This window comes from Amphritea atlantica (assembly GCF_018860855.1).
Taxonomy (GTDB): domain Bacteria; phylum Pseudomonadota; class Gammaproteobacteria; order Pseudomonadales; family Balneatricaceae; genus Amphritea; species Amphritea atlantica_A.
Genome location: NZ_JAHKQE010000020.1, coordinates 1 through 14651, shown reverse-complemented (window position 1 = coordinate 14651; position 14651 = coordinate 1). Strand labels below are relative to the sequence as shown.

Annotated in this window: 12 protein-coding genes; 11 read left to right on the top strand and 1 reads right to left on the bottom strand. The window is 47.8% G+C overall.

Annotated features, from left to right (window positions below):
- Nucleotides 1-5 precede the first annotated feature (5 nt).
- The gene (locus KO512_RS08290; protein ID WP_215951870.1) at nucleotides 6-1568 is read right to left on the bottom strand and encodes a methyl-accepting chemotaxis protein; all 1563 of its coding nucleotides are present in this window, start codon (nucleotides 1566-1568) and stop codon (nucleotides 6-8) included.
- Between the two features lie 316 nt (nucleotides 1569-1884).
- On the opposite strand from KO512_RS08290, the gene exaC reads away from it, so the two are divergent.
- The 11 genes from exaC to KO512_RS08235 all read left to right on the top strand — a co-directional run bounded on the left by exaC (nucleotide 1885) and on the right by KO512_RS08235 (nucleotide 14564).
- Complete coding sequence (gene exaC / locus KO512_RS08285) at nucleotides 1885-3405, top strand: acetaldehyde dehydrogenase ExaC (RefSeq protein WP_215951869.1); 1521 nt, start codon at nucleotides 1885-1887, stop codon at nucleotides 3403-3405.
- Between the two features lie 298 nt (nucleotides 3406-3703).
- Nucleotides 3704-5812, top strand: a complete 2109-nt coding sequence (locus tag KO512_RS08280) for a sensor domain-containing diguanylate cyclase (protein WP_215951868.1) — start codon at nucleotides 3704-3706, stop codon at nucleotides 5810-5812.
- A 100-nt stretch (nucleotides 5813-5912) separates the two neighbouring features.
- On the top strand, nucleotides 5913-6326 hold the full coding sequence (arfB, locus tag KO512_RS08275; protein ID WP_215951867.1) for an alternative ribosome rescue aminoacyl-tRNA hydrolase ArfB: 414 nt from the start codon (nucleotides 5913-5915) through the stop codon (nucleotides 6324-6326).
- Between the two features lie 305 nt (nucleotides 6327-6631).
- Entirely contained in the window at nucleotides 6632-6703 is a 72-nt protein-coding gene (pqqA, locus tag KO512_RS08270; protein WP_003243383.1) for a pyrroloquinoline quinone precursor peptide PqqA, read from the top strand.
- Nucleotides 6704-6791: 88 nt separating this feature from the next.
- Entirely contained in the window at nucleotides 6792-7727 is a 936-nt protein-coding gene (pqqB, locus tag KO512_RS08265; RefSeq protein ID WP_215951866.1) for a pyrroloquinoline quinone biosynthesis protein PqqB, read from the top strand.
- A gap of 10 nt (nucleotides 7728-7737) precedes the next feature.
- Nucleotides 7738-8508 (top strand): pyrroloquinoline-quinone synthase PqqC, encoded by a 771-nt coding sequence (pqqC, locus tag KO512_RS08260; protein WP_215951865.1) that lies wholly within the window; start codon nucleotides 7738-7740, stop codon nucleotides 8506-8508.
- Complete coding sequence (gene pqqD, locus KO512_RS08255; RefSeq protein ID WP_215951864.1) at nucleotides 8505-8786, top strand: pyrroloquinoline quinone biosynthesis peptide chaperone PqqD; 282 nt, start codon at nucleotides 8505-8507, stop codon at nucleotides 8784-8786. Before pqqC ends, pqqD begins: the two co-directional genes overlap by 4 nt.
- Nucleotides 8761-9924 (top strand): pyrroloquinoline quinone biosynthesis protein PqqE, encoded by a 1164-nt coding sequence (pqqE, locus tag KO512_RS08250; protein ID WP_215951863.1) that lies wholly within the window; start codon nucleotides 8761-8763, stop codon nucleotides 9922-9924. Before pqqD ends, pqqE begins: the two co-directional genes overlap by 26 nt.
- A gap of 47 nt (nucleotides 9925-9971) precedes the next feature.
- Complete coding sequence (locus KO512_RS08245; RefSeq protein WP_215951862.1) at nucleotides 9972-12005, top strand: S9 family peptidase; 2034 nt, start codon at nucleotides 9972-9974, stop codon at nucleotides 12003-12005.
- A gap of 540 nt (nucleotides 12006-12545) precedes the next feature.
- Complete coding sequence (locus KO512_RS08240) at nucleotides 12546-13736, top strand: DUF262 domain-containing protein (protein ID WP_215951861.1); 1191 nt, start codon at nucleotides 12546-12548, stop codon at nucleotides 13734-13736.
- A gap of 9 nt (nucleotides 13737-13745) precedes the next feature.
- Complete coding sequence (locus KO512_RS08235; RefSeq protein ID WP_215951860.1) at nucleotides 13746-14564, top strand: HEPN domain-containing protein; 819 nt, start codon at nucleotides 13746-13748, stop codon at nucleotides 14562-14564.
- Nucleotides 14565-14651 lie beyond the last annotated feature (87 nt).

The following is a 14651-nucleotide window of genomic DNA, read 5'->3' as shown; positions in this document are numbered from 1 at the left end:
TGAGCCTACTTGACTTTATTATTCACAATCTGAGACAGATCTGTCACCAAACGGGCAAGGTTATCAATGGCTTGGTTGGTCGTGTTAATGGAGTCTTTGTTATTTTCAGAAACATCTCGGATAGAGATAATGTTACGGCTTAGGCTTTCGGCCGTATGATTCTGCTCATCAGCGGCCAACGCAATCTGTTGGCTCTGATCTGAGATCTGATCCAATGATTGCGTCAATTGATCAAACGCCTGTCCTGCCGTTTCCGCACTCGCAATGCTCTCTTTGACCTGATGATGGGTCTTGCTCATCGTCTCAGTGGTGCTCTGTACCTGCTTCTGTACTGCATCGATACTGGCTTTGATCTGTTCGGTTGCTTTCTGAGTACGGATCGCTAACTCTCGCACCTCATTGGCAACCACCGCAAAACCGCGCCCATGATCACCGGCTCTGGCGGCTTCAATGGCGGCATTGAGGGCCAGAAGGTTAGTTTGGCCCGTGATATCGTTGATCAGCGTGGTGATATGGCCAATCTCTTCGGTTTGGGCATGTAGCTGTTCAGATTGGCTTGATGCTTGGCTGATCTCTTCAGCGAGCACCTCAATTGTTTGCAGCATATCGTTAATGATGGTTCTGCCATTCTGGGCGTCTTGGGCCGCTTGATGGGTTACCTCGGAGGTGCGAGACGTGTTTTCAGCTACATGTTGTGATGAAGAGGCCATCTGATTGCTGGCTGAGGCCAACATGTCGCTTTCCAGATTTTGCTTATCAATACCACAGGTGGTTTGATTCAGGCTGTCATGCGTAGTGTCCATCACCTCTCTAAGAGTCAAAATAGCATCTTCGACGCGGCCGGTAACGGTCAGTATTCTGGCTTGTAATAGCTGAGTGGTGACGTTAGCGGCGCCAATCTCATCCATACTTCCGCCGATCACCCGTTGCGATAGAGGGTTGTCATAGATTGCTTGCGATTGCTTAAGGAGCTGCTGGAGAGGTTTAAGTTGTCTATAGCACAGGCCGGTGATCGTGGCGGTAATCGCCCCAGATATTAATAATTGTTCGAGTAACCCCAGTGGTGCAATATTGACTAATGAGAGGGCCGCTAAGCCTGAAAACAGGGTGGCCAACAGTCGATGACTCAAACTATGGCGGGTGAGCGATAACCGTTTAGGATTCGCACGGATCTGATCATATAGGTTCTGCGCATGCTGTTTAATGTCATCAGGCAGTCGGGTACGCACCGATTGATAACCAATTTTGCTTCCCTCTTGGTCATACAATGGTGTGATATAGGCTAATACCCAGTAAAAATCACCATTTTTACAGCGGTTCTTAACCGCGCCTAACCAAGGTTTATCCGCTTTAAGATTACGCCATAAGTCGGCAAATGCAGCGGCGGGCATATCGGGGTGTCGAACCATATTATGGGGTTGTCCCAACAGTTCTTTACAACTAAATCCGGCGATATCGATGAAGTTCTGGTTTGCATAGGTGATGCTGCCAGAGAGTGAGGTCGTAGAAATTAAACGACTGGCTTCAGGAACCTCGCGCTCCCTAGTGGTGAGGCGATTATCATCCATACAAAAAAACCTCTATCTATTGAGTAGTGTTGTCTGCAATAGGCGACTGGATTAGACCTTCTATCCGTTAAGTTCAGGCCTTAAATCCATGCGGGTGGTGCGCCTATTCTGTTGGGACGCTAAGTATACACGCTCAAATTGCTAAATAAACCCGAACTAAAACTTTGTGCTAGAAGCTTTAAAACTAGTACTAAAGAACTAATTTTTTGCTGCCAAGGAGGCATAGGTAAAAAACAGGCTAGATAGCTACTATGTAGGGGTAGTTAAATGGCCCGCAAAGAGAAACGCGGCGAATAACAAAAAGAGAGGCATCATAATGATTTACGCACAGCCAGGGACCGAGGGTTCTGTTGTTTCCTTTAAAGAACGTTACGAAAACTATATTGGTGGTGAGTGGGTTGCACCGGTTAATGGGCAATACTTCGACAATGTTTCACCGGTTAACGGTAAGGTGTTTTGTCAGATTCCACGCTCCGATGCTGATGATATTAACCTTGCGCTGGATGCAGCCCACGCAGCGAAGGATGCTTGGGGTACGACATCGGTTGCTGAGCGCTCTAATGTTTTGTTAAGAATCGCTGATCGTATTGAGCAAAATCTTGAACTGCTGGCCGTTGCCGAAACTTGGGATAATGGTAAAGCGGTGCGTGAAACCATGGCTGCTGATGTACCGCTGTGTGTTGATCACTTCCGTTACTATGCCGGTTGTATCCGGGCACAGGAAGGTTCTATCGGTGAGATCGATCAGAATACTGTTTCCTATCAATTCCATGAGCCGCTGGGCGTTGTCGGTCAGATCATCCCTTGGAACTTCCCGCTGCTGATGGCGGCATGGAAATTGGCTCCTGCACTGGTTACTGGTAACTGTGTTGTTATGAAGCCGGCGGAACAAACCCCTGCCTCTATTCTTAAACTGATGGAAGTGATCGGTGATCTGCTGCCACCGGGTGTGCTGAACATCGTCAACGGCTTCGGTAAAGAAGCAGGCGAAGCGCTGGCCACTAGCACGCGTATCGCTAAGATCGCTTTCACCGGTTCAACGCCTGTCGGTTCTCACATTCTTAAATGTGCCGCTGAAAATATTATTCCATCGACCGTAGAGCTGGGTGGTAAGTCACCTAACGTCTTCTTTGCCGATGTCATGGATCAGGAAGATGAGTTTGTTAACAAAGCGGTTGAGGGAGCGGTGTTGGCCTTCTTTAACCAGGGCGAAGTTTGTACTTGCCCATCACGTTTGTTGGTACAAGAGAGCATTTATGATGCCTTCATTGCCAAAGTGATTGAGCGCTCTAAGCAGATCAAACGAGGCAACCCGCTAGACACCGAAACGATGGTCGGTGCACAGGCGTCTCAGCAGCAGTTTGAGAAAATCCTGTCTTACATGGAGATCGGTAAAGAAGAGGGCGCTGAGTTCCTGATCGGTGGTGATGTGCATGAACATGACGACGAGTTTAACTCGGGTTTCTATGTGCAGCCTACGCTGATGAAAGGCCACAACAAAATGCGCGTCTTCCAAGAAGAGATCTTCGGTCCAGTGGTCGCGGTGACAACCTTTAAAGACGAAGCAGAAGCACTGGAAATTGCCAATGATACCGAGTTCGGTTTGGGTGCCGGTGTGTGGACTCGCGACATGAATGTTTCTTATCGCATGGGACGTGGTATTCAGTCCGGTCGGGTATGGACTAACTGTTATCACCTTTACCCTGCCCATGCTGCGTTCGGTGGTTATAAGAAATCCGGTGTTGGTCGTGAGACCCACAAGATGATGTTGGATCACTATCAGCAGACTAAAAACCTGTTGGTTAGTTACGATATCAACCCATTGGGCTTCTTCTAAGTCATCATTCAAGGCCATCGTCAGGTGGACGTTACTCCCCGGGACGGTTCTCCGTCCCACTTTTTGGTCTCCATTGTTTGGAGATTCGCACCGCACCAGCCATGTTTTTGGGTTGGTTCGATACCGTTTCCGGCAAGCATTTACTGTCGGTGTTCTTTGGCGACCTCGGGTCGCCTTTTTTATACCTGTCATCTTGAGTAACTCGATCATCGCTGAAACAGCAAGGCTCTGATATGCTTTATCATGCTAATAGGGCTGGGAATAGTCGTTTTCAGATGATTAGCATGGCGGGGTAGTAATGGATTTTACGAAAATACCGAGTAAGTTAGGCCTTAGCTTTTTTTGGTTGATATCTGTGTTGCTGGTATTTCTATTAGCCGGATTTTTCACTTACTTTTTTATTGCCAATCAACAATACAATCATACCAATCTTGATAAGCTTCAAGCGTCTATTCAGCAGCATATCAATCGTCGCCTACAATATGAGGTGAACGATGCCATCCACTTTGCCAATGCCCGCTATCACAGTGCTGAACAGGTTATTATGACCTCGTCGCAACATGAGGTGACTCAGGCATTAGACGTCATGAATCGCTTTTATGAACAAAACCGGCGGCGCATGTCCGATGTCGAACTAAAACGGCAATTACTTGAACTCTTGCGCGGCGTGCGCTTTTTCAATGGTCGGGGTTATCTGTTTGTCGGTGACCAGCAAGGGAAAGGTTTACTGATGCCTACCCAGCCCGAACTTGAAGGTACATCGATGATGGATGTACAAGATGATCAAGGGGTTTATTTTATCCGCCGTGTTCGGCAGGTGACCGAATCGGCAGCCGGACGAGGGTATGTTCGCTATCGCTGGTACTCTCTTGATGATCGGCAGCGGATGGAGAATAAAATTGCCTTTGTCGCTCGATTTGAACCCTATAACTGGTTGGTGGGTGCAGGTGACTATGTCTCTCAGATTCAGCAGGACTTACAACAGGAAGTCATTGAATACCTGCAAGGTATTCAGTTCGGCAAAAACGGTTACCTGTCGATCATCGATCTCAATGGTAAGGTGATTGCGGGTCAGGGGGTTGAGCAATTTGTAGGTAAGACATATATGCAGTTAGAGAACCCCGCCGACCGAGCGCGCATTGCCACGCTGTTGGGTGAAGTGAAGAGTGACGGTTTTATCCATACGGGCTGGTATCGCAATGATGGTCAGCCTGATGCTGATCAGCTACTTTATGCCAGTGTCTTCCCTGCATGGGGCTGGATTGTACTGGCTGGCGGTTATGCTGATCCATCGCTGGAGTTGCTTCTGCAGCAGCGAGCTCAGATTATGCAAAATGATAGGGACAGTAATATCACGCTGGTGTTATTGATGGCGGTGTTGTTATCGATTGCATTCGTGATGATGCGCTATTATGCGCGGGGCTTCAGTAAGGTCTTCAGTCGTTTTCAGCTAAATTTAGATCAGCAGAGTATTACCCTCGATGAAAATGCGCGGGCGCTGGATATCAGCGAAAGAATCGTTGATGCCGCCCATGAAGGTATTCTGATTACCGATGCAGATAATCATATTATCCGTATCAATAAATCCTTTACACGGATTACCGGCTATATCTTAGAAGATGTTAAAGGTAAGAATCCGCGTATTCTTGGTTCAACCTCAAATAGCACTGACTTTTATAAAGCGATGTGGCATGCATTGACTAGCCAAGGTCAGTGGCATGGTGAGATCTGGAACCGCCGCAAAAACGGCTCACTCTATCCTCAGGCGCTATCAATCACCAGTTATTGCAATGCCGAGGGGGAGATTGAAAACTATATTGGCACCTTTACCGATATCAGCCAGCGTAAAGCCTTTGAAGAGCAACTTGAGCATATGGCTCAGAGTGATTCGTTGACGGATCTACCTAACCGTCGTTCACTCAGTCAACGTCTACAGCATGAGCTTGATGTACTCAAACGGCATCCTGATCATCAGTTAGGGTTGATGTTTATGGATCTTGATCTGTTCAAAACAATTAACGATACCTATGGTCATGGGGTTGGCGATCAGGTGCTGATTACCATTGCTCGACGATTGAATGAGATCGTGCGGGTAACGGACATGGTGAGCCGTGTGGGCGGTGATGAGTTTGTGATTCTGCTAGGAAACGAACCTGGAGAGATGAAGCCGGCTGCTATGAAGTTAGCGCAACGGATAATAGAGGCGATATCAGAGCCACTGCTGGTGGCAGGTATCGAATTACAGCTCACCACCAGTATCGGTGTTGCCTTGGCACCGAAGGATAGTAGCGATGCTGCAGGCTTAATGGAGTGTGCTGACCGAGCCCTGTATCAGGCGAAGAAGGAGGGCAGTAACAACGTTAAGCTATTTAATACTTCAATGGTTAAGGATGAAATCGAGCTATAGCTGCCCATAATCGCGCTTGATGAATATTGGTTGTCTAGAAACTCAATTACCACGGCGGCCTCTGATACAATAGAACCTAATGTTTAAAATGGACTGAAAAGTGCTCGTTATTTCTAATGCTGTCTCTATTCCCGATGATGAAATCGTACTCACCGCGATCCGTGCGCAGGGCAGTGGCGGCCAGAATGTCAATAAAGTCTCTTCGGCGATTCATCTGCGGTTTGATATTGCCGCGTCATCTCTACCTGAGTTTTACAAAGAGCGTTTGCTGCAACTGAAGGACTCTCGCATTACCAAAGAGGGCGTCGTGGTGATTAAAGCCCAGCAGTACCGTACTCAGGAGAAAAACCGTGAAGATGCACTGCAGCGGTTACAGGCGTTAATTAAGGCCGTGACAGTGGTGCAGAAAGCGCGACAAGCCACAAAACCTAGCCGCTCTGCAAAACGGAAAAGGGTTGATAGCAAAACTAAACGGGGTCATGTTAAAGCACTGCGTGGCCGGGTATCCGATTAGCGCGTTTTTAACCGCAAAATATAACCGTCATTCACCCTGCTATTCAGTACAAACTCAGTCATTCTCTTTTTTCTAATTATTCCGTTCCTTATCTAACCGCCCAAGCAGTCTATTGATGCTCTGATCTGACAGGTGCCTCTTTCTTGAGCCGCTTTTTATCGGGCAATCTGTATTCCATACATCGGCTTACGACTAAAAAGCCCCGTTGATTAGTTCCAAAGTACCATATGGAATTAATCATTCGGTTTCTATGATTAAAGACAGTCACAAGACTGGAAAAACTAATAACAAAAGAGGTAATACCAATGTGGACTAAGCCAGCTTATACAGATCTGCGTATCGGTTTTGAAGTCACCATGTATTTCGCAAACCGTTAAATGATAGACCAAGCTCCGCCTTCGGGTGGGGCTTTTTTTATTGGTTTCGATCCGAACACTCCGACAACACGACAAGATAATAATAACAATGAAAATACAGGTTTTAGGTTCAGCCGCCGGTGGCGGTTTCCCCCAGTGGAACTGCAACTGCCGTAATTGTGCCGGTTATCGTGCTGGCACGCTCAATGCCAAAGCGCGTACCCAATCCTCCATCGCCGTGAGCGCGAATGGTGAAGATTGGATACTGTTTAATACCTCCCCAGATATCCGCCAGCAACTGGCTGATTTCGCGCCGATGCAGCCTAATCGTCAGATTCGGGATACCGGTATCGCCGCCATCGTTTATATGGATAGCCAGATCGACCATACCACCGGTTTATTGATGTTGCGCGAAGGTTGCCCCCATGAGGTTTGGTGTACCGATATGGTGTATCAAGACCTCACCACCGGCTTCCCTGTGTTTAAGATGTTAGAGCATTGGAATGGCGGCATTACCCGCAACCGGATTTCGGTTGAAGCGGGTGAGAATAGCTTTGTGATTCCCCAAGTACCCGAATTTAAACTGACAGCCGTGACCCTGCTCAGCAGTGCGCCGCCTTATTCGCCACACCGTAACGATCCGCATCCGGGGGACAATATCGGTATCTTGATCGAAGATACCCGCAGCGGCAAAACGCTCTTCTATGCACCCGGCCTAGGGCAAATTGAACCGCACCTGCAACCGATCATGCAAGACGCCGACTGCTTGTTGGTGGACGGCACTATATGGCGCGATGACGAGATGATCACCTCGGGTGTGGGCGATAAGTTAGGCGTCACCATGGGGCACTTAGCGCAGATGCCCAATGAAGCTACTGGTGAGGCAGGCATGCTGGCATTTCTTGATACCTTAGACAAGCCGCGCAAAGTGTTAATACATATTAATAATACCAATCCGATTTTAGATGAAGACTCTCCAGAACGAGCCGAAGTGCTGGCCCGTGGGATCGAAGTCTCCTATGACGGCATGAGTATCGAACTCTAAGAGGTCAGCTATGAACGCACAACTGAAAGAGATCTTGCCGGCGCTAAGTCGGGATGAATTTGAACAGGCGCTGCGGGCTAAAGGGGCGTTTTATCACACCGAACACCCTTACCATGTGGCGATGTACAACGGTGATTGCAGCAAGGAACAGATTCAAGGTTGGGTAGCGAACCGTTTTTACTATCAGATCTCGATTCCCTTGAAAGATGCCGCCATTATGGCTAATTGCCCTGACCGTGACGTGCGTCGTCACTGGGTTCAGCGGGTGTTGGATCACGATGGTTATGATGGCGCGGTGGGTGGCATCGAAGCCTGGCTGCGTTTAGGCGAAGCCGTGGGCTTGAGCCGCGAAGAGATTCTGTCGCAAGAGCATGTGTTGCCAGGGGTACGTTTTGCCGTCGATGCTTATGTTAATTTCGCTCGCCGTGCCACGTGGCAAGAAGCTGCGAGTTCATCGCTCACCGAACTGTTTGCCCCAACGATTCATCAAAATCGGTTAGACACCTGGCCGACCCACTATCCTTGGATTAAAGAGGAGGGCTATCAGTATTTTCGTGGCCGCCTAACTGAAGCCCGCCGCGATGTGGCCCATGGGTTGGATATTACGCTGGATCACTACACCACCCGCGAGCAGCAGGAACGGATGCTAAATATCTTACAGTTCAAACTGGATGTGCTCTGGAGCATGCTCGATGCGATGACCATGGCCTATGAACTGAAGCGACCGCCGTATCATACGGTCACCGAAGAGAAGATCTATCACAAAGGCCTATTCGCATGAGCGGCGCTGAGATTACCCCAGATCAGATCCCGGAATTAAGCCGGATGTTTCGCTTTCAATGGGAGAAAGCACAGGATAGTTATGTGCTGCTCTATCCTGAAGGGATGGTTAAACTCAACGGCCCCGCGGGTGAAGTGCTAGCCCTAGTGGATGGTCAGCGTACTGTAACCGATATTATCCAGAGCCTGCAGGCGAAGTTCCCCGATGCTGAGGGTATCGAGCAGGATATTCTGGAATTCTTAGGAGATGCCCGTGAGCAACGCTGGATCAGCCTGTAACGGTCAGCCATCACTAAATGCGGTGCCGACCCATGGTCAGCCGCTGTGGTTGCTCGCCGAACTTACCTATAAATGCCCACTGCAGTGCCCTTACTGCGCCAACCCAACCAATTTCGCCAGCAAAACCGATGAGTTAACCACCGCCGAGTGGGTGGATGTGTTCACCCAAGCCCGTGAATTAGGTGCGGCACAGCTGGGTTTTTCAGGAGGCGAGCCGCTGGTACGCCAAGACTTAGCGGAATTGATCAGTGAAGCACGGCAGTTGGGTTATTACACCAACCTGATTACCTCTGGAGTGGGGTTAAACGAACATAAGATTGCCGATTTTCGTGAAGCGGGGCTCGATCATATTCAGGTCAGCTTTCAGGCGGCCGATCCCGAGGTCAACAACCTGCTGGCAGGGTCCAAAAAAGCGTTTGCGCAAAAACTAAAGATGGCCCGAGAAGTGAAAGCTCAGGGCTATCCGATGGTGCTCAACTTTGTTACCCATCGGCATAATATCGATCAGATCGATCGTATTATCGAGCTGTGTGTCGAACTTGAAGCGGATTATGTCGAGCTGGCCACCTGTCAGTATTATGGTTGGGCTTATGAAAACCGGAATAACCTGCTGCCCACACGGGCGCAGTTGGAGCGGGCTGAGCGCATCACCAATGAATACCGTGATCGCTTAGCCGCCGCCGGTAACCCGATCAAAATCATCTTTGTCACACCGGATTATTATGAAGAGCGCCCCAAAGGCTGCATGAATGGTTGGGGGCAGGTGTTTTTAACCGTCACACCCGATGGCACTGCCTTACCTTGTCATAGTGCGCGGATGTTGCCAGTCGAGTTCCCCAATGTGAAGGAGCAAAGCATCGAGCAGATCTGGAACCGCTCGAACGGCTTCAACCACTTCCGGGGTTATGAGTGGATGAAAGAACCCTGTGTCTCCTGCGATGAAAAAGAGAAAGACTTTGGCGGCTGTCGTTGTCAGGCCTTTATGCTCACCGGCGATGCCAATAATGCCGATCCGGTGTGCAGTAAATCCCTCCATCACGATCTCATTGTGCAGGCACGTGAAGAGGCCGAGCTACCCACGCATCAGGAACCGATCTTCCGTAACGAGCGTAACTCACGGGTGTTTGCCAAGAGTTGATATGTTAGCCTGCAAGGCTTAGTTAACCCTGTGGATGTGAGCCCGTTATGCCCCAATATGGTTTTTTAAACTCGACACTATCAGCCGCCGATGCGGTGGCTGCTGGGCTGGAATATGGCCAATTACAGGCGGTGGCTGAGGGGCTTTTCTGGGTTGAATACCGGCCAGATGAGGGGCGAAATTTACTGATTCAGCGTGGCTGGAACGGTGATATCCATTGCTTAACCCCAACGGGATTCAGCGTACGCAGTTGCGTTTATGAATATGGGGGTAAAAGTTGGTGCCCCGTGGGCCATCGGTTGGCATTTGTGAATGCCGCGGATCAGCAGATCTGGCTACAACAGGGCGGTCAAACGCCTTTGCCGCTTACCCAAACGCCGGATTGCCGTTATGGCGACCTAATCTTTGATCAACCCCGTCAACGATTGCTAGCGGTGCAGGAACAAACCAGCGATGATCCTACTCAACCGCTACATCGAATAGTGGCGGTGGATATCAACAGTGGGGCGGTCACTGTGTTGGTCAGCGGCGATGATTTTTATGCCGCGCCCGTGCTAAGTCCCGATGGTCAGCAGTTGGCTTGGATCAGTTGGAATCATCCGCATATGCCTTGGGTGAGCACACAACTCAATCTGGCCCGTATCGCCTCAGCCAGCACACCTAAACAAGCGCCTAGTGATACGCAGAGCGATAAAATAACCCCCGCCAGTGGCTTAATCGAGCATCGAGTGCTGGCCGGTGAGACGACGCAAGAGTCTTTGCAACAGCCGCGTTTCTTAAGCGATAACAGTTTAGTGGCGATTAGTGATATTTCTGGCTGGTGGAATTTATACCGTTATCTGCTTGATGATGTTAATAATAAACTACAAAACCACGCCGTAGAGGCTGCAGCACCTGCACACGAAACATCTGAAATATCAGCATCGAACTACCCGTTAACAGAGAGAGGGGAAAGAGGCGTTCGAGCCGAGCCGCTGTGGTCTCGAACAAATGACTTCGGTTTGCCGTCCTGGCAACTGGGTGTGTCCACCTGGGATCAACTGGATGAGCAGCGCCAAGTGGCCTGCTATATGCAACAGGGAGAGGGGCGCTTGGCTATCAACACCGCCGCGGGCGAGGTTCGGCTAGCCGAGCAGTTCAGCCTGTTTCGTCACATCTGTTGTTATCAAGGGCGTATCTACTGCATCGCATCGGCGAAAGATCGTGCCGCAGCCATCGTCGAGTTAGTGCCAGCGCAACTGGGCGAGCAAAGTCAGCTTCACCTGATAGCCGGCGGTCAGCGACCCGATAGTGAGGTCGCCTTGCCGCAACCGATCTGTTATCCGGTGGCGGAGGAAACCGCTTATGGCTTTCTCTATCTGCCCTTATCGGCCACTGAATCGACTGATGACTCGACCGTGCGGCCACCGTTGCTTGTGTTCAGCCATGGTGGCCCAACAGCGGCGACCTATCCACTCTATAACCCCAAAATTCAGTTTTGGACCAGCAGAGGCTTTGCCGTGCTCGATCTTAATTATCGTGGCAGTACCGGTTATGGCCGCGACTATCGCTTGCGGCTGGCGGGGAGTTGGGGGCAAACCGATTGGCAGGATGCCGAAGCTGCGGTGGATTATCTGGCTGAAAAGAAACTGATCGATCCCGCCCATGTGTTTATTCGCGGTGGCAGTGCCGGCGGGTATACCACCCTTTGTGCATTGGCCTTTAGTAATCGTTTTAAAGGCGGGGCGAGTTATTACGGCGTCAGTGATCCGATGGCACTCACCCGCGATACCCATAAATTTGAAAGCCACTACCTAGACTGGCTAATCGGCGATCCACAACAGCAGGCCGAGCTATATCGGCAACGCAGCCCACTCGTGCATGCGGATCAAATCAACTGCCCGATGATCTTCTTTCAAGGAGGCCAAGATAGAGTTGTGGTGCCGCAGCAAACCGACGTGATAGTGAATGCTTTAAAACAGCGCGGCATCGCCGTGGAATACCATCTTTACCCAGATGAACAGCACGGCTTTCGCCAAGCCAGCAACCAAGTGCACAGCCTCGAAGCGGAGCTGCAATTTTATCAGCGTCTTCTGATTTGATGCGCTAATCTTCTGCTACAGGGTGCGGATTTAAACGTCGTCCTTATCCTGCTACCTAGAAGCGAGGCACTTTGGCATGAATCATCATCGGAGCGATCAAGCGTACACACAAGCACGCTGGGAGCGCAGCGAATCTAAATGTGAGCACGTATGTGGTGACGCAATCGATCGATGAAAAGGGAACTCATCGTATACATCCTTGAACTGTCTTTCTGCAGTATGATTTGAAATTTTCAAGGAAAGAGGACACACTTAGTTTTCGTGCTTGCCCGTTTATTCGGTTGGTGATATTTTGATCATCAATAAAATCAATAGGTTATTGATTTACACCTTTATAGGCCAGTCACGTTTATAGACCAGTCGTCACCGAAATAGTGTGCACGCACGCTTTTCTGGAAGGGAATAGTCAAACTATGGAAGGTTTCAGAATGAAATCAGTTGGTTACAAGCAGAAGCCCGATGAGTTCTCGCCAGTATATCAGGCAGGCACATGAATAAGCTGTTAGCTTTCCAAATCGTCATTACATACTAGGAGTTAGAATGACACAAGATAAAGATTTATTTGAAATTGATGATGATGAAGTCACTGAATGGTTTGATTCTGAAGACGAAACCAGCACAGACCCAATTCCTGAAGAAGTATCTCTTGAGACCAAATACAGTGAAAGCCAGCTTCGTGTTGTTCGAACATCAATGGATTTCACTCTATATCACCTCAAGCAATCTCTTGAAGATAGAGAGTATATAAACGCATCACCCAAATACCAGCGTAGGCATCGATGGGATATAAAAAAACGCTCACAACTTATTGAGTCTTTTCTAATGAATATCCCCGTACCGTCAGTATTCCTCTTTGAGAATGATTACAATCAATATGAAATTATGGATGGACGGCAACGTATAGATACCCTTAGAAGCTTCATGAATAATGAGTTCCCTCTAAAAAATCTTGAGTTTTGGAAAGAATTAGAAGGGTTACGTTTCTATGATTTGCCTACAGTTATTCAACGAGGTCTATCTCGAAGAACTATAAACGCCATAGTGCTATTGGCCGAAACAACTAAAGAAGATTCTACCGGCGTTGATATTAGAAAAATTCTATTCAAAAGACTAAATACTGGCGGAGTTCAGCTGAATCCACAAGAACTTAGGAATGCGTTATACCCAGGTGAATTTAATGATCTTATTGGTGAGCTATCACGATATGATACGTTCACCAAAATCTGGAAGATTCCCCCATATACAGAAGGAGAGGAAGCTGAACCTAGTGATGAATTGCTTAAAAATTCACTCTATAAAAGCATGGCTGATTGTGAACTTGTTCTGAGGTTCTTTGGTATACAGCGCCTCATAGCTACAAACCTTGGAGGATCTCTTCGTTCGATACTTGATAAGACAAGTAAAGCATTTCAATTTATAAAAGAGGAAGAAAAGGAAAATCTCGCTAAGGAATTTAAGAGTTCAATTGATGGGCTCTATGAAATATTTGGAGAACTAACATTTAGAATACCAAGTACTGGAAAGTTAAGTCGCCCTATGTATGACGCTTTTATGGTCGCATATAGTTTGATTGATACGAACATGCTAAAAAATCGTCAGGATATAAACTCTATTCTAGCCGATATTGATGCTCATTCTAAAGAGTATGAAATACTAATAGGAAAAGGAAATACGGCAGACTCTATTAGAGACAGAGTGAATTTCGCCCAAGAAATTCTAATTGCCGAATAGGGAGTTAATATGTATAGCACACTCCCTGAATACCACTCGGACTTGAATAAGGTTAGCGCACTATTGACTTTAACTAGCTCCGTTAAAGACTTTGCTGGTATAAGTAGTTCTGAGACTACAGAGCAAGATGTATTTTTATCTCATGCATCTGACCTACATGGTATTTCACAGGAAAATCGAGCTAACTTGGTTGTCCTGAATGGAACATTACTTTTATATGTGTCTGGTAAATTTGAAAATTTTGTTCGGCTAACATTTGAAGAGCTATGTACTAATATTGCGGATAAAGCTGAAAGGTATAACTATCTTCCGAAAGAGATGAGGGAAAATCATGTTCGATTAACAGCTGAGGTTATCGCAAATCCCAGAAAATATGGTCATGGTGACCTGGGAGTAAAGTCATTTATTAAAGTTCTTTCAGATAACCTGACTGATGAAGTTGATTTGGAATCGATAAACACTAGTTGTTTATCAATAACATCCGAAAATATGAGGCCAAAAATTATTAACGATTTATTTAAGCGGGTTGGTATTAATAATATTTGGGAAAAAATCAGTCAGCAAGCTAAGCTTCAGTTATTTTTAGAAACTCATGATCCTGCGAAAGCCAAAAAAGATGCAGAAGCATATCTCAACAAACTTATGGATATAAGAAACAACATTGCTCATCCAGCCTCAAGCTTTAGCTGGCCAGACTCAGAATATATTGGAAAATCCATAGAGTTTCTAAAAGTTTTGGGAGAGGTTTTAGCCGAGTCGCTAGCAGTGATTGAATTCGATTTATCAAGAAGAATCGATGAAGCAAAAGCTAACAAGGCCAGGCAGTAGGACACAGCAAGCTGAACCTTTGCTAGCGGCGTTTAGCTTTCATGGAGGATGAATTGAGTTTCGAAGCTACGTAAGCGATCAGTTAAC